This window comes from Pseudothauera nasutitermitis, from assembly GCF_004801295.1.
Lineage (GTDB): Bacteria > Pseudomonadota > Gammaproteobacteria > Burkholderiales > Rhodocyclaceae > Pseudothauera > Pseudothauera nasutitermitis.
The window spans coordinates 590,441-615,851 of sequence record NZ_SSOC01000003.1 but is presented as its reverse complement, the minus strand read 5'-3'; the positions used below and the strand labels follow the sequence as shown (position 1 = coordinate 615,851).

Below are 25,411 nucleotides of genomic sequence, written 5' to 3'. Positions count from 1 at the left end.
GGGAGGGCGGGCTCAGTGGCGCAGGCGTTCCTGCAGGCCGGGAAGCTGGCGGCGGCTGACGGGTACGGGTTCCGGCAGGCCGTTTACTTCCAGCCAGTGCCGGCCGATGGCGTCGCGCTCCAGCGCGCGGATCGACGCACGGGCCACCAGCCAGGCGCGATGCACGCGCAGAAAGCCGGCCGCGTCCAGACGGACTTCAAGCTCCTTCAGGCTGCCATCGACGAAGTACGGGCCGTTCCGGGTGAATACCGTAACGCCCTTGTCCTCGGCACGCAGGGCGATGATTTCCCCGGGGTGCAGCAGCCGGGTGCGCCGCCCCGCGGCGACCGCCACCAGCGGATCGTCGGGCGCGGAGGCCGGCGTGCCGGCGCGTGCCGCGCGCGTCGGGCGACGGGCGGCATCGATCGCGGCGTGCAGCTGTTCGGTGGAAACCGGCTTCAGCAGGTAGCCGTCGGCATGGGTGGAGAAGGCTTCCAGTGCGAAGTTCGGATGCGCGGTGACGAAGATGACCGCCGGCGGATCGGCCCGGCCGGCCAGCCAGTGCGCGGCGGACAAGCCATCCTCGCCGGGCATTTCGATGTCCAGGATGACCAGGTCGGGGGCATGGCGCGCGATCTGCTCGCGCAGCCCCGCGGCGCTGTCGGCTTCGCCGGCCAGCCGGGCATCGGGATAGGTGGCGAGCAAGCGGCGCAGACGGGCGCGGGCGAGGGGTTCGTCGTCGACGATGAGTATTTCCAGCATCTCGGGCTACTTGTCCTTGGCCAAGGGCAGGCTGAGCCGCGCCAGGAACCGCCCGTCAGCCTGGCGGGTTTCGAGCGTCGCCGTGGTGCCGAAGAATTCGGCCAGACGCGCTCGCGCGCTCGGCAGGCCAATTCCGACGGCGCCCTGGGCAACTCGGTCAGCGCCGTGTTCGGGCAGATCGTTGTCAATCTCGACATGCAGTTGCCGGGAGTCCGTGCTCAACTCGATGCGGAGCTCTCCTCCATTGGGCATGTGTGCGACGCCATGGCGTACCGCATTCTCGACCAACGTCTGTACGCAGAATGAGGGCACGGCTGGATCGGGTAGACCGCCGGCGACTTTCCAGGCGACTTGCAGGCGGTCACCGAGGCGCATCGACTCCAGCGCCAGATAGTCACGCACCAAGGCAAGTTCCTGTGATAGCAGCACGATCGAACCGCTATCAAGATGGGCGCGCAGCATGCGGGAGAGGGCCTCGATCATGCTTTCCGCGCGGGCCGCGTCGGTAGCGACCAGTTCGCTGATGCCGTTGAGGCTGTTGAACAGAAAGTGTGGCTGCAGGCGTGCGCCCAGTGCCTGTGCCTCGGCTGCGGAAGAGCGCAAGCGCCAGTGCCACAGCCACGCGGCCTGCCAGCCGACCAGAAACAGGATTGCCACCAGGATGACGCCGAGTATGGCGACATCGCCGAGAAATTGCTGGAAAGTCGTATCGATGAGTCCCAGCGGTTCAATCAGTGCGAAGGTGGCTGCCCCCACGGACAGGGACCAAGCAAACAGTATGAGCAGAGCCGTGCCCGCTTTCAGTGCCGGGTGTACGCGCCAGGTGCGCAGCAAAGCACAGGAAACGAGGTACCAGGGTAATACCACCCACAACGCAAAAAAGCCGAACAGACCGAAGCGTTCCAAGCGGTTGCCCGGCGCCCCAGGCGCCACCGCCAGCAGGGCGGCAACACCGATGCCCAGGGCGATGCATAGCAGCAGCCCCTCCACCCGACAGCCACGCTGCCAGATCACCGCCTGCCGTCTGTCGGAGAAAAACGACCGCCCGTCCATGTTCGCCTGTTCTGGCTTTGCCCTGTGCGTTAAGTTCCATCCGAATGCCATGGTAGAACGAACCGCGATGTCAGCCAAACCCATACTTTTTTGTTGCCCGGCGCAAACCGGTATTCGAGGTTTCACGCTCATCGAGCTTATGGTGACGCTCGTCGTGCTGGCCATTCTTGCAGCAATTGCCGTCCCGTCCTTCCAGGGCATGGTGGCACGCAACCGGCTCAGTGCGTCCACCAACGAACTGGTGGCGGCGCTGCATTTTGCCAGGAGCGAAGCCATTCGGCGCAATGCAACAACACGCTTCTGCATCGCAGATTCAGGCGCATGGGTGGTCGGGGACACTGCGGTGCCCATGAACAACTTCCGGGAAGGGGAGGTGCGCAACGGCATCGATACTGATACCGACGGTCTGGATGGCGCTGATCTGGCGGACCATGATTGCCTGAGTTTTCGTGCAGGAGGGCTGTCTGCCTTGAATAACGATGGGGAGCTTGAACTCACTCAAGATGGAATAACCAGAACCATCGTCATTACCGCTGGAGGTATTCGTGTCGAATAGGTTCTCGCGGGCCCGCAATGCTGGACAGGGCGAAGGTGGTTTCAGTCTGCTGGAGGTGCTGATAGCGGTCGTCGTGCTGTCCGTGGGCCTGCTGGGCATGGCGGCGTTGCAGATCAACGCGACCAAGAACAATCAGAGCAGCTACCAGCGCACGCAGGCCGTCATGCTGAGTTATCTGATGCTCGATGCCATGCGAGCCAATCGGGCGGCAAGCTACGACACCGGCAATAACATGACCTGCGCGGTACCCGGTGCCGGGGGCGACCGCCGCTCCAGGGATCTAAATATATGGTTCCAGTCACTCAAGGATCAACTGGGCAATGTCGACTCCACATGCGCCCGGATTGCCTGCGTGGCCAACAATGTCTGCACCATCTACATCCAATGGAACGATGAACGCGCCATGGCGGGTGGTAATGCGCAGACCTTTTCATTTACCAGCCGACTGTAAAGCTCATGGCCCATCTTGTCCGCTCTCCCCGCAATGGTTTCACCCTGGTGGAGCTCATGGTCGCGTTGGCGCTTGGCTTGCTGCTGGTGCTCGGGGTCAGCAGCGTCTATGTCGCCCAGCGTCAAACCTACAGACTGACTGAAAACCTCGCCCGCATGCAGGACAGCGTGCGGATTGCCTTCGAGTTGATGGCGCGGGATATCCGCGAGGCCGGGGGCATGCCCTGCGGTCGAAGCGGTTACTTCACAAATCAAATCGTTACGGGCAACCCGCAATCGGTCTGGATGAGGTGGCCGGGCGAACATGGGATTACCGAAGGTGGCCTGGTGGGCTATCGACTCGGCGATCCGGATTACCCCCTGCCGGCGGGAGTCGCGGCTGCCCAGCAGGTCAATGGCAGCGATGCGCTCATGCTGCGCACCGCATCGCTGCACGAAACCCTCGGCTATGCGAGCCAGGATGTTGCCGGGCGGATCTTCGACCTGGGTGCTGCGCATGGTTTCGCAGTCGGTGATGTACTGATGGCTTGCGATCACAAACGCTCCATGCTCTTCGAAGTGGCGAACGTCAATGGAAACCAAATGGGATATGCCAATGGTGTCGATCTGTCCTCGGTATTTGATGGCGCGTTTTCGGATGGACTCGACGATGACGGGCTGATCGGAAAACTTTCGACTTCCGTATGGCTGGTTCGTGACAACGGCCGTGGTGGGCGCTCCCTGTACCGCATCATCAGCACGAACGATGCAACTGCAGGAACCACCGTTCAAGGCGGGATGCAGGAGATAGCGGAAGGGGTGGTGAATATGCAGATCACGTACCTGACGCGCTCGGGGAACGTTGCTGCCGAAACCTACCGCGATATCGCTCAACTGCACGCGACCGCGAACGGTACGGAAGTCTGGGCCAATGGCCCCGAAGGTAGATTGGTCACCGCCGTGCGTGTCGATCTCACGCTCGAATCACTGGATGCGGTGGGTGCGGACGGGAACAATCTGCAGCGTACGCTGACCCAGGTCGTCAGCCTGCGCCACAGGGAGTGGGTCAATGACTAGAAGGAACTGCATGCGCCTATCTTCTTCCGCACAGCGTGGCATCGCGCTCATCGTCGCACTGATCATTCTCGTCGTATTGACCCTGCTCGGCCTCTCCAGCGTGCGTACCGTGACAATGGAGGAGCGCATGACCGCGAATACCTTTGACCGGGCCCTGGCATTCCAGGCGGCGGAGGCCGCGCTGCGGCTTGGAGAGGCTGACGCCAGAAATGATGTCTATGACGACGTTAACTGGCAGGCCGTCGATGTGGGGGCTCTGCTTTTGGCGGCGGGCAATGCTGGGAATGCCACGCCGCCTGCGAATCTGACGTACCGGGTCGAGTGGCTGGATTCCGAGGATGATGAGCACGATGGGTATTTCCCTTGCTCGGGCGACATACGGCAGGGAAACACCGAAGAAGCAAACTGCAAGCGTTACCGCATTACCGCGCGCAGTTCCGATAATGACCGGGCCAGTGTCGAGTTGCAGACGATTTACGTCACCAGACCCTGAAAACAAACTATCCGGGCCAACCCCCCGTATTCTCGCCGAGAGCCATCATGGCAACACATCCTGTTTCTCGCCAAATACTCAGTCCGTTCAAGCGGATCGCGGTGCTTTGCGCTGCCACGTCGGCCTTGTGCGCGGCACAGACCTCCGTGAATGCACAGGTAATTCCGGAGACGCCGCTGATTACCTCGCAGGTTTCCGTGCCGATGACCATGCTCACGGTTGGACGGGACCATACGCTGTTCTATGAGGCGTATAACGACGCGAGCGATCTCGATGGGGATGGCATTCTGGATGTCCGCTTCAAACCGAATATCACGTACTACGGCCTGTTTGATTCCGATCTGTGCTACACCCATTCCGGTGGACGTGCCACGACCGACTTGTTCAGTCCTGATTCCGCCGCTGGAGAGCTTGGGAAATGTCCGGGGAAATGGTCCGGGAACTGGCTGAACTATGTCACCACAAGCCGGATCGATGCGTTGCGCAAGGTTTTCTACGGGGGTATGCGCGAGGTCGATACGTCGACCCAGACCGTGCTGCGCCGCGCTTACATCCCGCAGGATGCCCATTCCTGGGCCAAGGAATACACCAGTCTCGCGGTGGACGGTTATCTGATCAGTGACTACACGCCGCTTTCCCAGCCGAGCGGTAGTGGTACGCGCAGGCATTTCTTTGGCAGTTTGACTGCAACCGATGGTGTCGATTGCAGCACGCTAAGCGATTGTAGTGACCGTGCGCCACTGCTGCGGGTTATCACCAACAGCCAAAATACACGCGTGTGGCAGTGGGCCTCGTCCGAGCGTCCCGTTCTTGCTGCTTCAAGCAACCATAATGGTACGCGGGCAGACTATACCGTACGCGTAGAGGTGTGTACCGCAAGCTTCAATGCTGGATGCAAACGCTATCCCAACGGGAATTACAAGCCGACCGGGCTGCTGCACGAGTATGGCGAGAACGAGGCGATGTACTTTGGCCTGTTGACCGGCAGCTATAACAAGAATATGTCCGGGGGCGTGCTGCGCAAGGTGGTGTCCTCATTCCGTTCTGAAGTGAATCAGAGCACGGGGGTGTTTACGGATAATGCAACGATTGTCAAAACTTTGAACAGTCTGCGCATCAGGGATTTCAATAACGGCCGTACCGATAACTCCTACCGAGGCGGGTGGGTCACGACCCGGGCGATGCAGGAGGGTGAGTTCGTCGACTGGGGTAATCCGATCGGTGAGATGATGTACGAGACCCTCAGGTATTTCGCCGGCAAGAAATCCGCCACCTCGGCATATGCGACATCGGGCAGCCACGATCAGCACATCGGTTTGCCCGTCGCCACCTGGGATGACCCTTATGAGACGGGCAGTGCGGCCAGTGCGCATTGGTGCGCGCGGCCGAACATGCTGGTGGTTTCCGGGATCAATCCGTCCTTCGATTCGGATCAATTGCCGGGGTCCGCGTTTGGTAGTTTCTCCGGCGATCTTAGCGGCTTGAGTGTTTCGCAGATCGCCGCGACCATCACGGGTTACGAGGGCGACATCGCGGGCCTGCGTTATATCGGCCAATCCGAGGATGTTTATGACGGCGCACCGACCGCGAAGGATGTCACCTCGCTTGGAACGATTCGAGGACTCGCACCGGAGGAGCCGACAAAGCAGGGCAGCTATTATTCCGCCGCCGTTGCCTATTTTGGCAAATCCACCGATTTGCGCCCGGATCTCAGCGGCAGGCAGACGGTGGATACCTATGCGGTCGTGCTCAGTTCTCCGCTGCCGAAGATCGAAGTGCCCCTGGGAGGCACGACCATTACGTTGGTGCCTTTTGCGAAATCGGTTGGCGGGAGTTCCATTTCGAACGCCAAGGGGAACTTCCAGCCGACCAACCAGATCGTCGACTTCTACGTTGATACGATTGCCAATTCCTCCGCTGAGGATGCCGATGCATCGGTGAATGATGGCCGGTACTACGCCCGCTTCCGCGTCAACTTCGAGGACGTCGAACAGGGTGCGGACCACGACATGGATGCAATCGTGGTTTATGAGATTGCCGTGGAGGCGGATGGCCGCTTGCGTGTCAGGCTGACGCCCGAGTACGAGGAGGGCGGCATCAAGCACAGCATGGGTTACGTGATCTCCGGTACGACCAAGGATGGGGTCTATCTAGTCGTGCAGGATGAACACAACGACCAGTATTACTACCTGAACGTACCGCCGGACATGGACCCCGGTGCCTGCGACGTTACCAGCCCTCCGGCGGCTTGCAGCCGCCTGCCCTGCGTCCGGAAACAATCAGGGCACGGAAGTTACGATGTTTGCGTGGGGGATAGAGCATACAGCGAACGTTTCTTCGGGCCCGGCTCTTCTTCCGCCAGTTTGCTCAAGGACCCCTTGTGGTATGCCGCGAAATGGGGCGGATTCGTCGACCGCAACAACAACAGCCGGCCCGACCAACTGGTCGAATGGGATTCCGATGGAGATGGCGTGCCGGATACCTATTTCCTCGTCCAGAACCCACTGGGTCTTTACGATGCGCTCCGGGCGAGTTTCGAAAGCATCATTTCCCGCACCACCAGCATCAGCAATATCGCCGCGAATGGCCAGGAACTGCGTAGTGACAGCCGGATTTTCCGAGCTCGTTTCAGCGACAGCTGGAACGGCGAGTTGACCGCTTACACGGTGGATGCGAGCGGCGTTGTGGAAACGCCGCTTTGGCACGCCTCCGAGCAGCTTCCCGCCGCCAACTCACGCACGATCTATACACGCAATAGCGCGGGCGATGGCGCCGTCCAGTTTCTCTGGAGCGGATTGTCGACCGCGCAGCAGAACGTCCTCGGTAGCGAGAGTGTGCTGAACTATTTGCGCGGAGACACCAGCCAGGAGATCCGTAATGGCGGCGCCCTGCGCAGCCGCCTGCCGCTATTGGCCGGCAGCGGTCGGCCACTGGGGGATATGGTGCATTCGTCGCCGTACTATGTCGCCGATTCCAACACGGTATACATCGGCGCGAATGACGGCATGCTGCATGCGTTCGATGCTGAAACCGGGGTTGAGCACTTTGCATACATTCCCAGCCACATTTTTTCGAAGCTTCCGCGACTTGCCGATCCCGAGTATGTACACACCTGGTTCGTGGATGGGGAGATTGCCGTTTCTCCAAAGCGCACATGGAGCGGCGACAGGAACATCCTGGTCGGCTCTACCGGGCGTGGTGCGCGTGGGTTGTTCGCGCTGGATGTGACGGATCCAGATGATTTTGACGAGGATGACGTGCTGTGGGAATACAGCGGCGCGGCGGATAACGACCTGGGTTTCGTCCTGGGGGTTCCGCAGATCGCGCAACTGGAGAACGGCAACGCCGTCGTGATCGTGGGGAACGGCAACAACAGCCCCAATGCCGGTGCGGTATTGTATGTCTTCGATCTGTCGAGCGGCGCGCTCCTGAAAAAGCTCGACACCGGGGTCAATGGCAGCAACGGCCTGTCCGCTCCCACGCTTGTCGACCGTAATCTCAATGGCCGGATTGATACCGTGTATGCCGGCGATGAACTCGGCAATGTGTGGCGTTTCGACCTGAGCGGCAGTGTCGATTCATGGCGTTCGCATTATCGGAACAGTGGTGGCAGCCCTCTTCCGCTTTTTACTGCCCGGGATCCGGATGGGGCTGCACAGCCGATCAGTGCCCAGCTCACCACGGCGCTCAATACCGTGCCAGGCAGCACACACTATGGCAAACGCTTCGTTTTGTTCGGCACCGGTCGCTATATCTATGCCTCCGACCCGGTCAGCACGCAGGTGCAATCCTGGTACGGCCTGATCGACGACGGCACGAATCGTATCGGCAATCACCGCACGGAAAACAACATCCTTGTCGAGCGGACCTGGGCGGATAGTTCGCTCACCGTCGACGGCAAGGCGGCACGGCTGCTGGCGAGCGCAACCGCTGGAGACATGGTGAACCGAAAAGGCTGGTTCCTCGATTTCGATGTAACCAGTGGAGAACGGATTACGAGCCGTTCGGTGCTGTACTTCCTGCAGGAAGCCACCTTGCTCGCCAGCAGTCTTGTACCCAGCGCAGATCCCTGCGTGGCGGGGGGAAGCGGGTATCTGAACGCCATCAACCCATTCACGGGCGGGCGCCTGGTGTATCCGCCATTCGATCTTGGCGGTGATTTCAGTTCAGTTGATTTTGGTATTGGCATACCGAGTACGCCGATCATGGTAGGCGGGCGCATCGTGGTGGGTGGTTCTGGTGGTACTGGCGGTGACAGCGGAGGCGGCGAGACCCCTCCTTGTGAAGGCGAGGACTGCGAACCGCCCTGCGAGGGAGAGGATTGCCCCGAACCAGAAGTGCCGGATTGCAACGAATATCCTGATCTTGCCGCGTGCAAGGCGCAGATCACGCTCCCCGATACGGGCCGCGTATTCTGGCGTGAAACCGTGAGGTAACCGAGATGACGCGTTCGCGTGGTTTTACGTTGATCGAAGTGATGATCGTGGTGGTCATCGTCGGTATTCTGGCCTCGATCGCCTACCCCAGCTATCAGCAACACGTTCTGAAAACACGACGGGCATTGGCAACAGGGTGCTTGCTGGAGCTGTCCCAGTTCATGGAGCGTTACTACACGACCAACATGAGCTACGCCGGGGCCGCCTTGCCAAACACCTCTTGCAGAGGGGACCTTGGCAATTTCTATACGTTTCAGTTCGCCGCAAATCAGCCGACTGCCACGACTTATCTCATTAATGCCGTGCCGCAGGGAGCACAGCAGCGTGACACTCTGTGTGGCACGCTCGGCCTGAACCATACGGGCACCCGAACCGAGGGCGGTACAGGATCGGTAGCCGAGTGCTGGTAAGCAGGTAAACATTCATCGGGGCGAACAAGTGAGTTCGCCCCGATCTTCTTTACGCCTCAGCCGCTGTTCCGCGACCCCGCCGCAATCCCGTTGTTGATCGAGATGAGCAGTCCCAGGCGGATGCGTTCGTCGTCGTGCGCTTCGCAGTGGCGGCGCAGCAGTTCCACCTGAACGTGGCTGAGCGGGTCGAGGCTGCCCCCTTCGGTGTAGCTGCTCAAGGCTGTAGTGTGTCGCGCCACCAAATGATCCACCGCACGTCACGCGGAGAATGATTGGCCCTTGCGGCGAATCGGTCGCTCAATCTCCGCATGGAAAGCGGAGAAAAGCGCTGCATCTGGCAGGTCGGCGACTGGCCGAACTGGTGCTGCGATTTGGCGGATCGATCCGGCGAGTTGCCCGGTTCCGGATTCTTTTCTTCGTCTATGCGGGCAACAGCCGCGCCCCGTCTACTTTTGCTGCTGCTTTGTCGAAGGTCCATAAGGGTTGTTCCCCTGCCTGGCCGGCCAGTGCGACGTGCAGGCAGTCGGAATAGTCGGCGGTGCCCTGGCTGTAGTGGGCCAGGGCCAGTTCCACGGCCCCTTCTGATTCGAAGGTCAGTTCCGCGGACGACAGCAACTGCGCGAGGGTGTGCACCACGGTGGCTTTGGCAAAACCGAAGCTGGAGCGCAGCACCCATTCAAGCTCAAGCATGACGGTTACCGGGACATGGAGCGTTTCGCCGGCGTTCATGCATTGGCTGATCAGCTTTTTGGCGGCTGCAAGCTGCGCTACGTCGTCTTCGACGAGCAGGCGGACCAGAACGTTGGTGTCAAGCGCCGCCATCAGCGCCAGGCATTCATGTCTTCGATGGCAACGTGCCTGCCTGCAGGCGCTTGCAGCGTTCCGGCAAGGTCCAGGATCGACTTGGTCTTGGCGCGTACGATAAGCCCTCCGTCGGGCATGACGTGCCACACCAGCCGGGTGCCGGGTGCGGCGTCGATGAGCGCCCGGATGCGGGCAGGGACCGTGGTTTGTCCCTTTGCGGTGATGGTGGATTCTGCCATGGCCTCGCCTCCTTTCATTTTCGTGGATTGTAATGCGCGGAGACAGGGCGGGCAATGCGTTTTGCCCGCCGTTTCACCCGCTGTTCCGCAACCCCGCCGCAATCCCGTTGATCGAGATGAGCAGTCCCAGGCGGATGCGTTCGTCGTCGTGCGCTTCGCGATGGCGACGCAGCAGTTCCACCTGCACGTGGTTGAGCGGGTCGAGGTAGGGGAAGCGGTTGCGGATCGAGCGTTTCAGCAGCGGGTTGCCGTCCAGCAGTTCCTGTTGCCCGCTGATTGCCAGCAGGGCTTCCACGGTGGCCTGGTGCTCTGCGCGGATGCGTTCGAAGATGGTGTCGCGCAGGGCGACGTCGCGCACCAGTTCGGCGTAGCGCGAGGCGATCGCCAGATCGCTCTTGGCCAGCACCATGTCCATGTTCGACAGCAGGGAGGCGAAGAAGGACCACTCCCGATGCATGCGGCGCAGGCGTTCCAGACCGTCCTGCGGGTGCGCGGCCAGCCAGTTGCGCACGGCGGTGCCGAAGCCGTACCAGCCGGGCAGCATCAGGCGGCATTGCGCCCACGAGAACACCCACGGGATGGCGCGCAGATCCTCGATGCGGGTGCCTTTCTTGCGCGAGGCGGGGCGCGAACCGATGTTGAGTTCGGCGATTTCGCTGATCACCGTGGATTGCCAGAAGTAGTCCTCGAAGCCTTCGGTTTCATAGACCAGGCCGCGATAGGCGGCGAAGGCCGCATCGGACAGTTCCTGCACGGTGTCGAGGAAGGCCGGATCGGGCGCCGGGGCGTCGCTGGTCAGCAGGGTGGCTTCCAGCGTGGCAGCCACCAGTACTTCCAGGTTGCGCCGGCCGACTTCCGGGTTGCCGTATTTGGCGGCGATGACTTCGCCCTGCTCGGTGAGGCGGATCTGCCCCTGCACGGCGCCGCCGGGCTGGGCGAGGATGGCCTGGTAGCTGGGGCCGCCGCCGCGCCCGACCGAGCCGCCGCGGCCGTGGAACAGGCGCAGGCGCACGCCGTGGCGGGCGAAGGTTTCCGCCAGGCCGATCTCGGCCTTGTACAGTTCCCAGCCGGAGGTCAGGAAGCCGCCGTCCTTGTTGCTGTCCGAGTAGCCCAGCATGACTTCCTGCAATTCGCCGCGCGCCGCGACCAGGCCACGGTAGGCGGGCAGGGAGAACAGGCGGTCCATGATGCCCGGGCCGTTGCGCAGGTCGTCGATGGTTTCCAGCAGCGGGACGATGTTGACGTCCAGCGCGCCTTCATGCGGGCGCAGCAGTCCGGCTTCCTTGAGCAGTACGGCGAGTTCGAGCAGGTCGGAGACGTTGTCGGTCTTGGAGATGATGCAGTTCTGGATGACCGCCGGGCCAAAGCGCAGGTGCGCGGCGCGCGCGGCGCGGAAGATCGCCAGTTCGCCCTCGGTTTCCTCGCCGTACTGCAGATGGGGCGAGGTCAGTGGGCGGGCGGTGCCCAGTTCGGCGAGCAACAGCTCGACGCGCGCGTCCTCGCCGAGTGCCAGATAGTCGATGCCCGGATGGGCGGTGGCGAGCAGTTCGGCCACCACGCGTTCATGCACGTCGGCGTTCTGGCGCAGGTCGATGGGGGCCAGATGGAAGCCGAACACCTGCAGGGCGCGGCGCAGGTGGCGCAGGCGGCCGCGGGCAAGCGCGGCGGAGCCGTTGGTGAGCAGCGAGCGATGGACGACGTCCAGGTCCTCCGCCAGTTCGGCGGGGCCGTGATACGGCTCGGCACTGATGATGGGGGAACTGGGCGGTGGGTTGCCCAGCAGGATGTTCCAGGTGGCGGCCAGGCGTGCATGCATGCCGGCGATGGCGCGACGGTAGGGTTCGTCGCTGCGGTGCGGTGAGGGGTCGGCGGAACGTTCGGCCAGTGCCAGCAGGGCATCGGAGGCGTCCACCAGGCCGAGGGCGAGCGACAGCTGGGAGCCGAGCGCCTGTAGTTCCCCCAGGTAGAAGCTGAGCGCGGCGGCGGCCTGCAGCGACAGCGCGCGTTCGAGCACTTCGGCGGTGACGAAGGGGTTGCCGTCGCGGTCGCCGCCGATCCAGCTGCCCACCTGCAGGAAGGCCGGCAGTTCCGCCGCCGCCGCGCTGCCGAGGCGGTCTTCCAGGCTGGCGTAGAGGCGCGGCACTTCGCGCAGGAAGGTGGTTTCGAAGTAGGACAGGCCGTTGTTCACTTCGTCGATCACCGACAGGCGTGTCCGGCGCAGCATGCGGGTCTGCCACAGGGTGAGCACGGCGCGGCGCAGCGCTTCCTCGCTGGCCTCGCGTTCTTCCGGGGTGAGCTGGATGCGGTCGCGCTCGTCGAGCAGGCGGGCAATGATGGTCTGGCAGTTGAGGATGCTGCGGCGCTGTACTTCGGTGGGGTGGGCGGTGAGCACCGGGGAAACGAAGGCGCCGGCGAAGAATTCGGCCAGCGCTTCCGGCGCGCGCTCGCCGAGTGTGGCGGTGGCGCTGTCCAGCGCGTGGGCCAGGCTGCCCTCGCGCGGCGTGGAGCCGGCGAGCAGGTGGGCGCGGGTGCGGCGGATGTGGTGCTGGTCCTCGGCGATGTTGGCCAGATGCGAGAAATAGCTGAATGCGCGCACCACCTGGATGGTCTGTTCGCGCGCGAGGGCATCGAGCGTATCTTCCAGCTCGCGGCGCGCGTCGAGGTCTTCGTCGCGGCGGAAGCGCACCGAGGTCTGGCGGATCCGTTCGATCAGCGCGAAAGTGGCTTCGCCTTGCTGGTCGCGCACGGTGTCGCCCAGCAGGCGGCCAAGCAGGCGGATGTCCTCGCGCAGCGGCGCGTCCTTGTCGGGAGTGGTCGGGGTGTCGGCCATGTCGGTCGCTTTCTGGATTGTGGGTTGATCGGGGATGGGCTCCGCCATCTTCTCACGGGTCGGTGCGATCGCGCGCGGCACGCAGTCGCTGCGAGGCGGCCCGGCATGTTCATCCGGCTGCCCTGAGCACACCGGGCGCGGCGGAAAGGGCGAGCGGCACGCATGCTAGAATCGCGCCCAGTCTGCGCGCCATGCGAGTCAACCCTGATGCTGCGCTGCGGCAAAGAACTGCCCCCGGCATGTATTCCGTTTTCCTTGCAAGAGTTTTCCGACTGTGACCCAAATCGAACCCGGCAGTGCCACCGTCCGCGCGCCCGAGCGCATCGTCATCGCCACCCGAGAAAGCCGTCTGGCCTTGTGGCAGGCCGAGCACGTCAAGGCCCGGCTGGAGGCATTGTATCCGGCCTGCCAGGTCGAACTGCTGGGCATGACCACGCGCGGCGACCAGATTCTCGACCGCCCGCTCGCCAAGGTGGGCGGCAAGGGCCTGTTCGTCAAGGAACTGGAAACCGCGCTGCTCGACGGCCGTGCCGACATCGCCGTGCATTCGATGAAGGACGTGCCGATGGAGCTGGGCGAGCCCTTTGCCCTGCCGTGCATCTCCGCGCGCGAAGTGCCGCTGGACGCCTTCGTCTCCAGCCGCTACGCCAGCCTGGAGGACATGCCGCCGGGCGCGGTGGTCGGCACCTCTTCGCTGCGCCGCGAATCGCAACTGCACATGAACTACCCCTATCTTGCCGTCACCAGTCTGCGCGGCAACCTGGATACCCGCCTGCGCAAGCTCGACGAGGGCCAGTACGATGCGATCATCCTCGCCGCCGCCGGCCTCAAGCGCCTGGGTCTGGGCGAGCGCATCCGCGCGGTGCTGCCGTCGGAAGTCTCGCTGCCGGCCGCCGGGCAGGGCGCGTTGGGCATCGAATGCCTGGCCAGCCGCCCCGAGGTCGCCGCCTGGCTGGCCCCGCTCAACGATCCGGACACCTCCGCCTGCGTGCGCGCCGAGCGCACCGTGGCGCGCGCGCTGGCCGGCAGTTGCGAAGTGCCCCTGGGCGCCTACGCCGAAATCCGTGCCGGCCGTCTGTGGCTGCGTGGCTTCGTCGCATTGCCGGACGGCAGCCGCATGGTGCGCGCCGAGCTCGAAGGCGACCCGGCCCAGGCCGAAGCGCTCGGCAAGCAACTGGCCGATGAGCTGCGTGCCCAGGGCGCGGAAGACATCCTCGCCACGCTGGGTTGAGCGTTTGCCGAGCAGATGAACGTGTCTGAGCCTTTGCCGCTGGCGGGGCGTCGCATCGCCGTCACGCGCCCCGAAGAACAGGCAGGGGCGCTGTGCGAGGCCATCGCGGCGCGCGGCGGCACCGCCCTGCGCTTTCCGGTGATGGCTATCGAGGGGCTGGCCGATCCGGCCGCGTTGCACGCGGTCGCCGACCGCCTTGATGAATTCGATCTGGCCTTCTTCGTCAGCCCCAACGCGGTTCGCCATGCGTTGGGTGCGATCCTCGCGCGGCGCGCCTGGCCGTCCGGCGTAATCGTGTCCACGGTCGGCAAGGGCAGCGAGCGGACGCTGGCGGAATACGGTTTCCAGCAGGTGATTGCGCCGGATAGCGGTTTCGACAGCGAGGCGGTGCTGGCCCTGCCGGCCTTTGCCGAGCAAGCCGTGCGCGGCCGTGCAGTCCTGGTGCTGCGTGGCGACGGCGGGCGCGATCTGCTGGGCGACACCTTGCGTGCGCGTGGCGCGCGGGTGGAGTACGTGACCTGCTACCGGCGGGTGCTGCCCAAGGTCGATGCGGATACGCTGCGCAGTGCAGCCGTGCGTGGCGAGCTCGACGCGATCAGCCTGACCAGCAGCGAAGGCGTGCGCAACCTGCTCGATCTGCTGGGCGGCGCACTGCCCGCCGCGCTGGCCGGCGTGCCGGCGTTCGCCTCCCATCCGCGCATCGCCGACGCTGCATGCGAGGCCGGATTTGCCAGGGTCATCGACACACCGCCCGGCGATGCCGCCCTGCTCGACGCGCTGGCAGCGCACTTCGGCGGCCGCCTCGGTTAAACTGAACGCATGAAAGAAGAACTCCCCGCGCTGACTCAGCCGTCGCCGTCCGCGCAGACGGCCGCCCAAGCCCCGGAAGATTCCGCGCCGGAGCAGCCCGGCACGTCCGCCGCCGAGGCGCCTCCTACTCCCGTTGCCCGTCCGCCGCGCAGTGCTGCGTCCGGGCTTGCATTCCTGCTCGCCGTACTCGCGGCTGGCGCGGCGGCGCTGGCTGGGTGGCAAGCCTGGCAGACCCGTGCGCAGGTCGGTGAACTGCGCGACGAACTGGCCCGCCGGCTGGCCGGCGCCGATACCGTCGCCACCGAATCGCGCACCCTGTCGCGCCAGCAGCAGGACGCCATCGCCACGCTGCAGGGCAAGCTGGGCGCGCTGGAGGCCAAGGTGGCCGACACTGAGGGCCAGGCCACCGCGCTGGAGGCGCTCTACCAGGAATTCTCGCGTTCGCGCGAAGACCGGGTGATGGCCGAGGTCGAACAGGCCGTGACCATCGCCGGGCAGCAACTCATGCTCGCCGGCAACGTCGAGGCCGCGCTGATCGCCCTGCAGGGCGCGGACGCCCGTCTGGCCAGCCTGGATCGCGGCCAGCTTGCGCCGCTGCGCCGTGCCCTGGCACATGACATCGAGCAGCTGCGTGCCCAGCCGCAGGTGGACGTGCAGGGTATCGCCGGGCGCCTGGAAGGCGTGCTGGAGCGCGTGGATGCGCTTCCGCTGGCCTACGCTGGCGAACTGCCGGCCGAACGCGTGGCGGTTGAGCCGGTGGAGACGAGTGGTGAGGCCACGCCGGGTGTCGCTGCGGCGGTGCTCGATTTCTCCCAGGCCCTGGCGAACGACCTGTGGCAGGAACTCAAGACCCTGGTGCGCGTGGAGCGCCTGGACCAGTCCGACCCGGTGCTGCTCGCGCCGGCGCAGAGCGCCTTCCTGCGCGAGAACGTCAAGATCCGCCTGCTCACCGCGCGGCTCGCCCTGCTGGCGCGCGACGGGCGCGGCTTCGAGGCCGATCTGGCCCAGGCGCGCGGCTGGATCGAGCGCTTCTTCGATGCGCGCGACGAGCGCGTGGCGGCCGTGGTGGCCGAACTGAAGGCACTGGAAGCCACGCCGGTGGTCATCGAACACGGCGCCACGCTCGACAGCGTCGGCGCCCTGCGTCTGCTGCAGGCCCGCGGTGGCAACCCGCTGGGCGCGCGCCCCGCCGCGCCGGCACCGGAGAGTGCTGCGCCGGCGGCCGGCGAGTGACGCGGAGGCCGACATGCGTGCATTGATCTGGCTCATCGGCATCTTCGCGCTGGCGGCCGGCCTGGCCACCGTGGCGAGCATCAATACCGGCTACGTGCTGCTGGTGGTGCCGCCGTACCGCGTGCAGCTTTCCCTCAACCTGGTGGTCATCGGCCTGCTGGCCGCGTTCGTCATCGCCTATCTGCTGGTCCGCGTGGTGCGCCGTACCCTGGCGCTGCCGGGTGCAGTGGGCGCCTTCCGCGAGCGCCGTCGGCGCGACAAGGCCGGGCGTGCGCTGCGCGACGCGCTGCGCACGCTGTTCGAAGGGCGCTTCGCCCAGTCGGTGAAATTCGCCGACAAGGCCTATACGCATGGCGAGAGCCCGGCGATGGCCGCGCTGGTGGCGGCACGCGCCGCCCATGCGATGCGCGACGAGACGCGCTACAAGACCTGGATGGCGCGGGTGGCGGAGCAGGGCGACGAGGCCCGCGCCGCGCGCCTGATGACCGAGGCCGAACTGGCGGTGGAAGACCGCCATTTCGATCTGGCCGCCGAGCGCCTGGAAACCCTGCGCCTGCTCGGCCACCGGCAGATCGCCGCGCTGCGCCTGTCGCTGCGCGTGGCTTCGGCGCTGCGCCACTGGGACGAGGTGCTCAAGCTGGCCCGCCAGTTGTACAAGCACAAGGCCTTGTCCGACGAGCAGGTCGAGCCGGTGATCCGCCGCGCCCACGTCGAGCGTCTGCGCCAGCTCTCCGGCGACGGACAGGCACTGGCCGACTACTGGAAGAGCATTCCCGCCGGTGAGTTGAAGGACCGGCGCATGGTCGAGCGTGCCGTGCCGATCCTGGTGGCCGGCGGGCAGGGCGCGCTGGCGCGCCGCAAGCTGGAACAGTTGCTCGACGCCGAATGGGATTCCGGCCTGGCGCGCCTGTATGCGCTGTGCGGCCAGGACGACGCGGTGGCCTGCCTGGCCAAGGCGGAAAGCTGGCTCAAGCAGCACCCCAAGGATGCCGGCCTGCTGCTGGCGCTGGGCCGCCTGTGCCTGCAGGCACAGCTGTGGGGCAAGGCGGAAAGCTATCTGGACGTTTCGCTGAAGATCGAGGAAGACGTGGAAACCCACTTGGCGCTGGCCGGCCTGCTGGAGCAGTTGGGGCGCGCCGAGGAGGCGCAGGCGCATTACCGTGCGGCGGCCAGGGTGTCGGCCGAGCCGGCGGGGAGTGTCGCGCTCGCCGATTAGTCCTGTGGGGCCTGGCGCGTGGGGTTCCGCGGAAAACAAAAAACCGCCAGCATGTGTGGCGGTTTTTTATTGGTGCTTGGCGCGCTTCAGGCCCAGTCTTGGGGCTTCAGATAGCGTTCGTACAGTTCGGCCTCGGGGCTGCCCGGCTCGGGGTGCCAGTCGTAGCGCCATTTGACGATGGGCGGCAGCGACATCAGGATGGATTCGGTGCGCCCGCCCGATTGCAGGCCGAACAGCGTGCCGCGGTCGAACACCAGGTTGAATTCCACGTAGCGCCCGCGCCGGTAGGCCTGGAAGTCGCGTTCACGTTCGCCGTAGGGCGTGTCGCGGCGGCGTTCGAGGAGGGGCAGGTAGGCCTCCAGGAACGCATCGCCCACCGAACGGGTGAGGCCGAAGGCGGCGTCGAAACCGGTCTTGCCGTCGGCGCCCAGGTCGTCGAAGAACAGCCCGCCCACGCCGCGCGCTTCGTTGCGGTGCTTGAGGTGGAAGTAGCGGTCGCACCATTCCTTCAGCCGGCGGTATTCGGCCTCGCCGCCATAGGGCAGCACGGCGGCCTTGCAGGTGGCGTGGAAGTGGCGCACGTCCTCTTCGAAAGGATAGTAGGGCGTGAGGTCCAGCCCGCCGCCGAACCACCATACCGGGGTCTTGCCTTCGGCCAGCGCGACGAAGCAGCGCACGTTCATGTGCGCGGTGGGGCAGTACGGGTTGCGCGGGTGCAGTACCAGCGAGACGCCCATGGCCTCGAAACGCCGGCCGGCGAGTTCGGGGCGGTGCGCGGTGGCCGAGGCGGGCATGCCGTCACCCATGACATGGGAGAAATTGACGCCGCCGCGTTCGAAGAAGCCACCGTCCTCGATGACGCGGGTAAGCCCGCCGCCCCCGCCGGGGCGCTCCCAGCCGTCGGCGTGGAAGGGCTGGCCGTCGAAGGCTTCCAAGCGTTCGACGATGCGTGCCTGCAGGCCGGTGAGATACTGCTTGATCCGCGCCAGATCGGGCGTGTCGCCGGTCATGCCTCAGCTCTTGCGGGCAACGGCGCGGTGACCGATGTCGCGGCGATACTGGCGGCCGTCGAACTGGATCTGGTCGGCAGCCTCGTAGGCGAGCTTCTGCGCAGTGCGCACGTTGTCGCCCAGCGCGGTGACGCACAGCACGCGTCCGCCGGCGGTGACGATCCGCCCATCCTGTTCGGCCGTGCCGGCGTGGAAGACGTGCAGGTCGTCGGTGTCGGCCGGCAGGCCGGTGATGGCGTCGCCCTTGCGCGGCGCTTCGGGGTAGCCGGCGGCGGCGAGCACCACGCCGAGGGCGACGCGGCGGTCCCATTCGGCCTCGGTCTGGTCGAGCCTGCCGGCGATGGCGGCTTCCACCAGATCGGCCAGGTCGGTCTTCAGGCGCAGCAGGATGGGCTGGGTTTCCGGGTCGCCCAGGCGGCAGTTGAATTCGACCACGCGCGGGCGGCCGGCCTCGTCGATCATCAGGCCGGCGTACAGGAAGCCGGTGTAGGGCGTGCCGTCGGCGGCCATGCCGGCCAGCGTGGGCTGGATGATCTCGCGCATCACGCGGGCGTGCACTTCCGGGGTGACCACCGGGGCGGGCGAGTAGGCACCCATGCCGCCGGTGTTGGGGCCCTGGTCGCCGTCCTGCAGGCGTTTGTGGTCCTGGCTGGTGGCCAGCGCCAGGGCGTTCTTGCCGTCGGCCATGACGATGAAGCTGGCTTCCTCGCCCTGCATGAATTCTTCGATGACCACGCGCGCGCCCGCGTCGCCCATCTTGTTGTCGAGCAGCATCATGTCGATGGCGGCATGCGCTTCTTCCAGCGTCATCGCCACCACCACGCCCTTGCCGGCGGCCAGGCCGTCGGCCTTGATGACGATGGGCGCGCCCTCGGCATCGATGTAGGCATGCGCCTGGGCGGCATCGGCGAAGGTCTGGTACTTGGCGGTCGGGATGCCGTGGCGGACCAGAAACTGCTTGGCGAAGTCCTTGGAGCTTTCCAGCCGGGCGGCGGCCTGCGCCGGGCCGAAGATCGGCAGCCCGGCGGCGCGGAAGGCGTCGACCACGCCGGCGGCCAGCGGGGCTTCCGGGCCGACCACGGTGAACACCACGCGCTCGCGGTGGGCGAGATCGACCAGATCGTCGATGGCGATCAGCGGCACGTTTTCCAGCAGCGGCTCGCGCGCGGTGCCGGCGTTGCCCGGCGCGACCAGCACGCGGGTGACCTTGGGCGACTGGGCGAGCTTCCAGGCGATGGCGTGTTCGCGTCCGCCCGAGCCGATGACGAGGACTTTCATGTACGCGCTCCGATCAGTGGCGGAAGTGGCGGAAGCCGGTGAACACCATGGCGACGTTCTGCTCGTCGGCGGCGGCGATCACCTCGGCGTCGCGCATCGAACCGCCCGGTTGGATCACCGCGGTGGCGCCGGCCTGGGCGAGCACGTCCAGGCCGTCGCGGAACGGGAAGAAGGCATCCGAGGCGACCACGCAGCCGGCGATCTGCAGGCCGGCGTTTTCGGCCTTGATCTTGGCGATGCGCGCGGAATCCACGCGGCTCATCTGCCCGGCGCCCACGCCGATGGTCAGGCCGTCCTTGCAATACACGATGGCGTTGGACTTGACGTACTTGGCCACCCGCCAGGCGAACAGCAGGTCGCGCAGTTCGGCCTCGGTGGGCGCGCGCTTGGTGACCACCCTCAGTTGCGTGCCGACATCGGCGAGCTGGATGCGCGCCTCGTCGGCGCTCTGCACCAGCAGGCCGCCGCCCACGCGCTTGTAGTCGAGGGCACCGGCGGGCTGGCCGAGGGCGCAGACCAGCACGCGCACGTTCTGCTTGGCGGCCAGCAGGGCCAGGGCCTCGGCGCTGTAGGACGGGGCGATCAGCACTTCGAGGAACTGCGCGGAGACCGCCTCGGCGGCGGCGCGGTCGACTTCGGTGTTGAAGGCGATGATGCCGCCGAAGGCCGAGGTGGGATCGGTGGAGAAGGCCTTTCTGTAGGCTTCCAGCGGGCTGGCGCCGAGTGCCACGCCGCAGGGGTTGGCGTGCTTGACGATGACGCAGGCGGGGCCCTGGCTGTCTGCGAAGGCTTTCACGCATTCCCACGCGGCGTCGGCGTCGGCGATGTTGTTGTAGGAGAGTTCCTTGCCCTGCAGTTGCGCGTAGCCGGCGATGCCGCCTTCCGGTGCGCCGGGTTCCTTGTAGAACGCCGCGCTCTGGTGCGGGTTTTCACCGTAGCGCAGGTTCTGCACCTTGTCGAAGGCCAGTTGCAGGCGTTCCGGATAGGCCTGTTTGGAAATCTCGCCGGCGTCGTTGCCGACCAGCGCGGTGAGGTGATTGGAGATCGCCGAATCGTAGCGCGCGGTGTGGGTGAAGGCCTTCACCGCGAGCGCGAAGCGGGTCTTGTACGACAGCGCGCCGGCGTTGGCCTTCAGTTCGGCGATGATGCCGGCGTAGTCTTCCGGGTCGGTGACGATGCCCACGCCGCCGGCTTCGTTGCCGTGGTTCTTGGCGGCGGCGCGCACCATGGCCGGGCCGCCGATGTCGATGTTCTCGATGGCGTCTTCCAGCGTACAGTCGGGGCGCGCCACGGTCTGCTGGAAGGGATAGAGATTGACCACCACCAGGTCGATGCGGCCGATGCCGTGCGCGGCGATGGTGTCCATGTGCTCGGCCAGGTCGCGGCGCGCGAGGATGCCGCCATGCACCTTGGGGTGCAGGGTCTTCACCCGGCCGTCGAGCATTTCGGGGAAGCCGGTGTGCTCGGAGACATCGGTGACGGCGAGTCCGGCGTCGCGCAGCAGCGCGGCGGTGCCGCCGGTCGACAGCAGCTTGACGCCGAGGCCGGCCAGTTCACGGGCGAAATCGAGTGCGCCGCGTTTGTCGGAAACGCTGATCAGGGCTTGGGTGACGGTCATGGGGAGAATCGGGCGACGGATGAAGGAAGAAGGCGTGCGGGCCGGAGGCGGCACGCGGAGGGTCAGAGCAGGTCGTACTCGGTGAGCTTGCGGCGCAGGGTGTTGCGGTTGATGCCCAGCATCTCGGCCGCGGCGGTCTGATTGCCGCCGGCCTGGCGCAGGACGAATTCGAGCATCGGGCGTTCGACGTTGCGGATCACCATGTCGTAGATGGCCGCGGGCTGTTCGCCATCCAGGTCGCGGAAGTACTGGTCCAGGGTGCGCTGGATGGAATCGGCGATTTCGTTGGAACGGCTCATGCTGCGAGCTCCCGCGGGTAGTCTTCTTCATAGCGCAGACGTGCGTCGGCCTCGGCCAGCTGGCCGAAGAAGGCATCCACCGCGTCGAGTTGTGCGTCGATGTCGGGCAACTGGTTCATCGCCCGGCGGAAGGCCGCCGAGCCGACCAGGCCCTTGGTGTACCAGGAGATGTGCTTGCGCGCGATCTTGACCCCGGTTTCCTCGCCGTAGAAGGCGTAGAGATCGGCCAGATGTTCGCGGCAGACCTGGTGGATTTCGCTGACCAGCGGCGGGGCGAGCAGCTCGCCGGTGCTCAGGTAGTGCTCGATCTCGCGGAAGATCCACGGCCGGCCCTGTGCGGCGCGGCCGATCATCACGCCGTCGGCGCCGGTATGGTCGAGCACGTGCTTGGCCTTCTGCGGGCTGTCGATGTCGCCGTTGGCGATCACCGGGATGTTCACCAGGGTCTTCACCTGGGCGATGGTGTCGTATTCGGCCTGGCCCATGTACTGGTCGGCGCGCGTGCGCCCGTGGATGGCGACGGCGCGGATGCCCGAGGATTCGGCGATGCGCGCGATGGCCGGGGCGTTCTTGTTGTCGCGGTTCCAGCCGGTGCGGAACTTCAGCGTGACCGGGGTTTCCGGCACGGCTTTGACCACGGCTTCGAGGATGCGCGCGACCAGCGCTTCGTCCTGCATCAGCGCGGAGCCGGCCATCACGTTGCACACCTTCTTGGCCGGACAGCCCATGTTGATGTCGATGATCTGCGCGCCGTGCTCGGCGTTGTAGCGCGCGGCCTCGGCCATCATCGCCGGATCGGCGCCGGCGATCTGCACGGAGATGGGCGCCACCTCGCCCTCGTGATTGGCCCGCCGGCGGGTCTTCGCGCTGCCGTACAGCAGCGAGTTGGAGGTCACCATCTCGCTGACCGCGAGCCCGGCCCCCAGCTTCTTGCAAAGCTGGCGGAAGGGACGATCGGTCACGCCGGCCATCGGGGCGACGAACAGATTGTTGCGCAGGGTGAAGCCGGCAAACTGCATCGGGAGGACAGCCAGGGGGGGAAAGGCGAGATTTTACCCCATGCGGCCGAGGGTGGGGGCGTACCGCAGCGCCCCGTCCGGGGTATCACAGGAAGTCACAGTCCGCTTGCGCCCCTGCGCAGTACCGTGACCTGGTTTCAGGGCCAGGCGCGTGCGCCGAACATCATGCGCTTGGCGACGAAATGGCGCAGCGGGCCGACCAGATCCAGCGCGAACAGGCCGGCGCCGCGCAGGTGGCGCAGCGCGGGCTGGTCGTTGCTGAACAGGTGCACCAGGGTGTCGGTGAAACGGATGGTGCCGAAGCGGTCGGGCGCGCGGCGGCGCGCGTAGGCGTCCAGCGTGGCGGGGGCGCCGGGATCGCCGGGGTGGCGCAGCAGGGTGTCGGCCAGCGTCCAGACGTCGCGCAGTGCCAGGTTGAAGCCCTGGCCGGCGACCGGGTGCAGGGTCTGCGCGGCGTTGCCCAGCCACACGGTGCGCGGGCCCACCGGCTTGCGCCGGGCGCGCAGGCCCAGCGGGTAGCGCAGGCGTTCGCTCACCGAGGTCAGGCGCAGGCGGCCGCCGAGGTGTTCCTGCAGGCGGGCGAGGTAGTCGGCGTCGTCGAGGGCGAGCAGTTCGTCGGCCTGTTGCGGCGCGGCCACATGAACCAGCGCGTAGGCCGTGCCGTAGGGCAGCAGGGCCACCGGGCCGGCCGGGGTGAAGCGTTCGAAGGCGGTACCGCGCGCGGCGCCTTCGGCTTCGACCAGGGCGATCAGGGCGTGCTGGTGATAGTCGCGGATCAGCAGTTCGCTTTCTTCCGCACCCACGCTGCCTTCGGCGCGTACGACGAGGCGCGCGCGGCGGGGCCCGGCGTGTTGTCCGGCGAGTTGGGCGGTGATGCCGTCATCCCCGGTTTCCAGGGCGCCGACCTCGGTTTCGTCGAGCACCGGGATGTCGGCGGCGTCGAGCGCGCTGCGCAGCGCGCCGGCCAGCGCACCGGCCGAGGCGACGTGGCCGAGCGCCGGCAGGCCGTGGTCGGCGGCGCGGATCAGCGTGCGGCCGAAGCCGCCGCGCTGGGAGACGTGGATGGTGTCGATGGCGGTGGCCGGCAATGCATGCCACACGCCCAGGCGTTCGAGGGTGAGCCGGGTGCCGTGGGCCAGCGCGAGCACGCGCGGATCGGCAGCGGTGGCTTCGCGCGGGCGGGTGTCGGCGAGCACGGTGTCCAGCCCGCTGTCCCTGAGTGCGAGGGCGAGCGCCATGCCGACCGGGCCGGCGCCGACGATGAGCAGGTCGTGTTGCGTCATGCGCGCGCCTCGCGCATCAGCGCTTCGATGTCGGCGACTTCGCGCGGGACTTCGCCGGTGATGAATTCGCAGCCGTCGGCGGTGACCACGGCGTCGTCCTCGATGCGGATGCCGATGTTCCAGAAGGCTTCCGGCACGTCGTCGGCGGGGCGGATGTAGCAGCCCGGTTCCACGGTGAGCACCATGCCCGGCACCAGCGCACGCCAGGTGCCGTCCAGCTTGTATTCGCCGGCGTCGTGCACGTCCATGCCCAGCCAGTGGCCGGTGCGGTGCATGTAGAAGCGCCGGTAGTCGCCGCTTTCCAGCACGCCGTCGAGGCTGCCGGCGAGCAGCTTGAGGTCCAGCATGCCCTGGGCGAGCACGCGCACGGCGGCCTCGTGGGGGGCGTCCCAACTGGCGTCGGGGCGGGTCGCCGCGCGCGCGGCGGCCTGGGCGGCCAGCACCACTTCATAGACGTCGCGCTGCGGGGCGCTGAAGCGGCCGTTGATCGGGAAGGTCCGGGTGATGTCGGCGGCGTAGCCGTCGAGTTCGCAGCCGGCGTCGATCAGCAGCAGTTCGCCGTCGGCCATGCGGCGGTCGTTTTCCACGTAGTGCAGCACGCAGGCGTTGGCGCCGCTGGCGACGATGCTGGTGTAGGCCGGGGCCTGGGCGCCGGCCGCGCGGAAGGCGTGCAGCAGTTCGGCTTCGATCTCGTATTCGAAACGGCCCGGACGGCTGGCCAGCATGGCGCGGCGGTGGGCGTGCGCGGAAATGCTGGCGGCGCGGCGCATCACGGCGAGTTCGGCGGCGTCCTTAACCAGGCGCATCTCGTCCAGTTCGGCGCGCAGGTCGCGCAGGGTGCGCGGCGGCACGGTGCCGGCGCGGCTGTTGGCGCGCACGGTGTTGAGGGCGCCGAGCAGGCGGGTATCCCAGTCGCTGTCGTGGCCCAGCGCGCACCACAGCGCGGGCTGGTCGGCGAGCAGGTCGGGCAGGCGGCGCTCCAGGTCGCCGATGGTGAAGGCTTCGTCGAAGCCGAAGTGTTCGCGGGCGGCCTCGGGGCCGTGGCGGAAGCCGTCCCAGATTTCGCGTTCTTCGTCCTTGGCGCGGCAGAACAGGATGCAGCGGTCCTCTTGGCCGGCGATCAGCACGGCGACCGCCTCGGGTTCGCGGAAGGCGGTGAGGTAGTAGAAATAGCTGTCGTGCCGGTAGGGGTAGTGGGCATCGCGGTTGCGGATGCGCTCCGGCGCGGTGGGCAGGATGGCGATGCCGCCGCCCTGCTCGTGCATGCGCGCCAGCAGGCGCACGCGGCGGGCTTGGAAGGGGGCGATGTCCAGGCGGGGTTCGGCGGGTGCGTTCATGGGGCTGAT

At 66.1% G+C, this 25,411-nt stretch carries 22 protein-coding genes and 1 pseudogene; 10 read left to right on the top strand and 13 right to left on the bottom strand.

The window, feature by feature from the left end:
* Positions 1-12: 12 nt before the first annotated feature.
* Both E6C76_RS10185 and E6C76_RS10180 read right to left on the bottom strand, forming a co-directional pair.
* Positions 13-741 carry a LytR/AlgR family response regulator transcription factor gene (locus tag E6C76_RS10185; RefSeq protein WP_211090176.1) on the bottom strand — a complete coding sequence of 243 codons (729 nt, stop codon included), beginning with the start codon at positions 739-741 and terminating at the stop codon, positions 13-15.
* A gap of 6 nt (positions 742-747) precedes the next feature.
* Positions 748-1,794: a sensor histidine kinase gene (locus tag E6C76_RS10180; protein ID WP_168734307.1), complete on the bottom strand. Its 1,047-nt coding sequence runs from the start codon at positions 1,792-1,794 to the stop codon at positions 748-750.
* On the opposite strand from E6C76_RS10180, the gene E6C76_RS22050 reads away from it, so the two are divergent.
* The 6 genes from E6C76_RS22050 to E6C76_RS10155 are packed head-to-tail and all read left to right on the top strand — an operon-like array spanning position 1,793 to position 9,195.
* Complete coding sequence (locus E6C76_RS22050; RefSeq protein WP_168734306.1) at positions 1,793-2,350, top strand: GspH/FimT family pseudopilin; 558 nt, start codon at positions 1,793-1,795, stop codon at positions 2,348-2,350. The two genes, E6C76_RS10180 and E6C76_RS22050, sit on opposite strands and share 2 nt — an antisense overlap.
* On the top strand, positions 2,340-2,801 hold the full coding sequence (gene pilV, locus E6C76_RS10175) for a type IV pilus modification protein PilV (RefSeq protein ID WP_136348100.1): 462 nt from the start codon (positions 2,340-2,342) through the stop codon (positions 2,799-2,801). Before E6C76_RS22050 ends, pilV begins: the two co-directional genes overlap by 11 nt.
* A gap of 5 nt (positions 2,802-2,806) precedes the next feature.
* Positions 2,807-3,856, top strand: coding sequence for a PilW family protein (locus E6C76_RS10170; RefSeq protein WP_136348099.1), 1,050 nt, complete (start codon positions 2,807-2,809; stop codon positions 3,854-3,856).
* 10 nt (positions 3,857-3,866) lie between these two features.
* A complete protein-coding gene (locus tag E6C76_RS10165) occupies positions 3,867-4,349 on the top strand; it encodes a pilus assembly PilX family protein (RefSeq protein ID WP_136348098.1) in 483 nt (160 codons plus the stop codon).
* 47 nt (positions 4,350-4,396) lie between these two features.
* Positions 4,397-8,785, top strand: coding sequence for a pilus assembly protein (locus tag E6C76_RS10160; RefSeq protein WP_136348097.1), 4,389 nt, complete (start codon positions 4,397-4,399; stop codon positions 8,783-8,785).
* Positions 8,786-8,790: 5 nt separating this feature from the next.
* Complete coding sequence (locus E6C76_RS10155) at positions 8,791-9,195, top strand: type IV pilin protein (RefSeq protein WP_136348096.1); 405 nt, start codon at positions 8,791-8,793, stop codon at positions 9,193-9,195.
* A 56-nt stretch (positions 9,196-9,251) separates the two neighbouring features.
* Here E6C76_RS10155 and E6C76_RS10150 read toward each other — a convergent pair.
* The 4 genes and pseudogenes from E6C76_RS10150 to ppc all read right to left on the bottom strand — a co-directional run.
* Positions 9,252-9,386: pseudogene (locus E6C76_RS10150) on the bottom strand (phosphoenolpyruvate carboxylase); the annotation flags it as partial.
* A gap of 229 nt (positions 9,387-9,615) precedes the next feature.
* On the bottom strand, positions 9,616-10,017 hold the full coding sequence (locus E6C76_RS10145; protein ID WP_136348094.1) for a PIN domain-containing protein: 402 nt from the start codon (positions 10,015-10,017) through the stop codon (positions 9,616-9,618).
* Entirely contained in the window at positions 10,017-10,238 is a 222-nt protein-coding gene (locus tag E6C76_RS10140) for an AbrB/MazE/SpoVT family DNA-binding domain-containing protein (RefSeq protein WP_136348093.1), read from the bottom strand. The genes E6C76_RS10145 and E6C76_RS10140 overlap by 1 nt, the downstream gene beginning before the upstream one ends.
* 73 nt (positions 10,239-10,311) lie before the next feature.
* Positions 10,312-13,068, bottom strand: a complete 2,757-nt coding sequence (gene ppc / locus E6C76_RS10135; protein WP_136348092.1) for a phosphoenolpyruvate carboxylase — start codon at positions 13,066-13,068, stop codon at positions 10,312-10,314.
* Positions 13,069-13,342: 274 nt separating this feature from the next.
* Here ppc and hemC point away from each other — a divergent pair, with 274 nt between their 5' ends.
* Genes hemC through E6C76_RS10115 form a run of 4 tightly spaced genes read left to right on the top strand, consistent with a single transcriptional unit; the run spans position 13,343 to position 17,558 of the window.
* On the top strand, positions 13,343-14,299 hold the full coding sequence (gene hemC, locus E6C76_RS10130; RefSeq protein ID WP_230976221.1) for a hydroxymethylbilane synthase: 957 nt from the start codon (positions 13,343-13,345) through the stop codon (positions 14,297-14,299).
* Positions 14,300-14,320: 21 nt separating this feature from the next.
* Positions 14,321-15,109: a uroporphyrinogen-III synthase gene (locus tag E6C76_RS10125; RefSeq protein WP_408003473.1), complete on the top strand. Its 789-nt coding sequence runs from the start codon at positions 14,321-14,323 to the stop codon at positions 15,107-15,109.
* A 9-nt stretch (positions 15,110-15,118) separates the two neighbouring features.
* Positions 15,119-16,342, top strand: a complete 1,224-nt coding sequence (locus E6C76_RS10120; RefSeq protein WP_136348090.1) for a uroporphyrinogen-III C-methyltransferase — start codon at positions 15,119-15,121, stop codon at positions 16,340-16,342.
* 13 nt (positions 16,343-16,355) lie between these two features.
* Positions 16,356-17,558, top strand: coding sequence for a heme biosynthesis HemY N-terminal domain-containing protein (locus E6C76_RS10115; protein WP_136348089.1), 1,203 nt, complete (start codon positions 16,356-16,358; stop codon positions 17,556-17,558).
* Between the two features lie 86 nt (positions 17,559-17,644).
* Here the strand turns inward: E6C76_RS10115 and hemF are convergent, their stop codons facing one another.
* The 7 genes from hemF to E6C76_RS10080 form a co-directional block, all read right to left on the bottom strand.
* Positions 17,645-18,568, bottom strand: coding sequence for an oxygen-dependent coproporphyrinogen oxidase (gene hemF, locus E6C76_RS10110; protein WP_136348088.1), 924 nt, complete (start codon positions 18,566-18,568; stop codon positions 17,645-17,647).
* 3 nt (positions 18,569-18,571) lie between these two features.
* The gene (gene purD / locus E6C76_RS10105; RefSeq protein WP_136348087.1) at positions 18,572-19,846 is read right to left on the bottom strand and encodes a phosphoribosylamine--glycine ligase; all 1,275 of its coding nucleotides are present in this window, start codon (positions 19,844-19,846) and stop codon (positions 18,572-18,574) included.
* 13 nt (positions 19,847-19,859) lie between these two features.
* Positions 19,860-21,464, bottom strand: a complete 1,605-nt coding sequence (gene purH / locus E6C76_RS10100; protein ID WP_136348086.1) for a bifunctional phosphoribosylaminoimidazolecarboxamide formyltransferase/IMP cyclohydrolase — start codon at positions 21,462-21,464, stop codon at positions 19,860-19,862.
* Between the two features lie 62 nt (positions 21,465-21,526).
* Complete coding sequence (locus E6C76_RS10095) at positions 21,527-21,763, bottom strand: helix-turn-helix domain-containing protein (RefSeq protein ID WP_136348085.1); 237 nt, start codon at positions 21,761-21,763, stop codon at positions 21,527-21,529.
* Positions 21,760-22,782 (bottom strand): tRNA dihydrouridine synthase DusB, encoded by a 1,023-nt coding sequence (gene dusB, locus E6C76_RS10090; RefSeq protein ID WP_136348084.1) that lies wholly within the window; start codon positions 22,780-22,782, stop codon positions 21,760-21,762. The genes E6C76_RS10095 and dusB overlap by 4 nt, the downstream gene beginning before the upstream one ends.
* 137 nt (positions 22,783-22,919) lie before the next feature.
* On the bottom strand, positions 22,920-24,065 hold the full coding sequence (locus E6C76_RS10085; RefSeq protein ID WP_136348083.1) for an FAD-dependent monooxygenase: 1,146 nt from the start codon (positions 24,063-24,065) through the stop codon (positions 22,920-22,922).
* Positions 24,062-25,402, bottom strand: coding sequence for an aminopeptidase P N-terminal domain-containing protein (locus E6C76_RS10080; RefSeq protein WP_136348082.1), 1,341 nt, complete (start codon positions 25,400-25,402; stop codon positions 24,062-24,064). The genes E6C76_RS10085 and E6C76_RS10080 overlap by 4 nt, the downstream gene beginning before the upstream one ends.
* Between the last annotated feature and the right edge of the window lie 9 nt (positions 25,403-25,411).

Bases quoted from the DNA above. Each gene is read 5' to 3' on its own strand.
- E6C76_RS10180 (WP_168734307.1), bottom strand. From the start codon at position 1,794: ATGGACGGGCGGTCGTTTTTCTCCGACAGACGGCAGGCGGTGATCTGG.
- E6C76_RS10080 (WP_136348082.1), bottom strand. From the start codon at position 25,402: ATGAACGCACCCGCCGAACCCCGCCTGGACATCGCCCCCTTCCAAGCC.
- ppc (WP_136348092.1), bottom strand. From the start codon at position 13,068: ATGGCCGACACCCCGACCACTCCCGACAAGGACGCGCCGCTGCGCGAG.
- E6C76_RS10160 (WP_136348097.1), top strand. From the start codon at position 4,397: ATGGCAACACATCCTGTTTCTCGCCAAATACTCAGTCCGTTCAAGCGG.
- E6C76_RS10120 (WP_136348090.1), top strand. From the start codon at position 15,119: ATGAAAGAAGAACTCCCCGCGCTGACTCAGCCGTCGCCGTCCGCGCAG.
- E6C76_RS10140 (WP_136348093.1), bottom strand. From the start codon at position 10,238: ATGGCAGAATCCACCATCACCGCAAAGGGACAAACCACGGTCCCTGCC.
- E6C76_RS22050 (WP_168734306.1), top strand. From the start codon at position 1,793: ATGTTCGCCTGTTCTGGCTTTGCCCTGTGCGTTAAGTTCCATCCGAAT.
- hemF (WP_136348088.1), bottom strand. From the start codon at position 18,568: ATGACCGGCGACACGCCCGATCTGGCGCGGATCAAGCAGTATCTCACC.
- E6C76_RS10170 (WP_136348099.1), top strand. From the start codon at position 2,807: ATGGCCCATCTTGTCCGCTCTCCCCGCAATGGTTTCACCCTGGTGGAG.
- E6C76_RS10095 (WP_136348085.1), bottom strand. From the start codon at position 21,763: ATGAGCCGTTCCAACGAAATCGCCGATTCCATCCAGCGCACCCTGGAC.
- E6C76_RS10115 (WP_136348089.1), top strand. From the start codon at position 16,356: ATGCGTGCATTGATCTGGCTCATCGGCATCTTCGCGCTGGCGGCCGGC.
- E6C76_RS10145 (WP_136348094.1), bottom strand. From the start codon at position 10,017: ATGGCGGCGCTTGACACCAACGTTCTGGTCCGCCTGCTCGTCGAAGAC.
- dusB (WP_136348084.1), bottom strand. From the start codon at position 22,782: ATGCAGTTTGCCGGCTTCACCCTGCGCAACAATCTGTTCGTCGCCCCG.
- purH (WP_136348086.1), bottom strand. From the start codon at position 21,464: ATGACCGTCACCCAAGCCCTGATCAGCGTTTCCGACAAACGCGGCGCA.
- E6C76_RS10185 (WP_211090176.1), bottom strand. From the start codon at position 741: ATGCTGGAAATACTCATCGTCGACGACGAACCCCTCGCCCGCGCCCGT.
- E6C76_RS10165 (WP_136348098.1), top strand. From the start codon at position 3,867: ATGCGCCTATCTTCTTCCGCACAGCGTGGCATCGCGCTCATCGTCGCA.
- E6C76_RS10085 (WP_136348083.1), bottom strand. From the start codon at position 24,065: ATGACGCAACACGACCTGCTCATCGTCGGCGCCGGCCCGGTCGGCATG.
- E6C76_RS10155 (WP_136348096.1), top strand. From the start codon at position 8,791: ATGACGCGTTCGCGTGGTTTTACGTTGATCGAAGTGATGATCGTGGTG.
- purD (WP_136348087.1), bottom strand. From the start codon at position 19,846: ATGAAAGTCCTCGTCATCGGCTCGGGCGGACGCGAACACGCCATCGCC.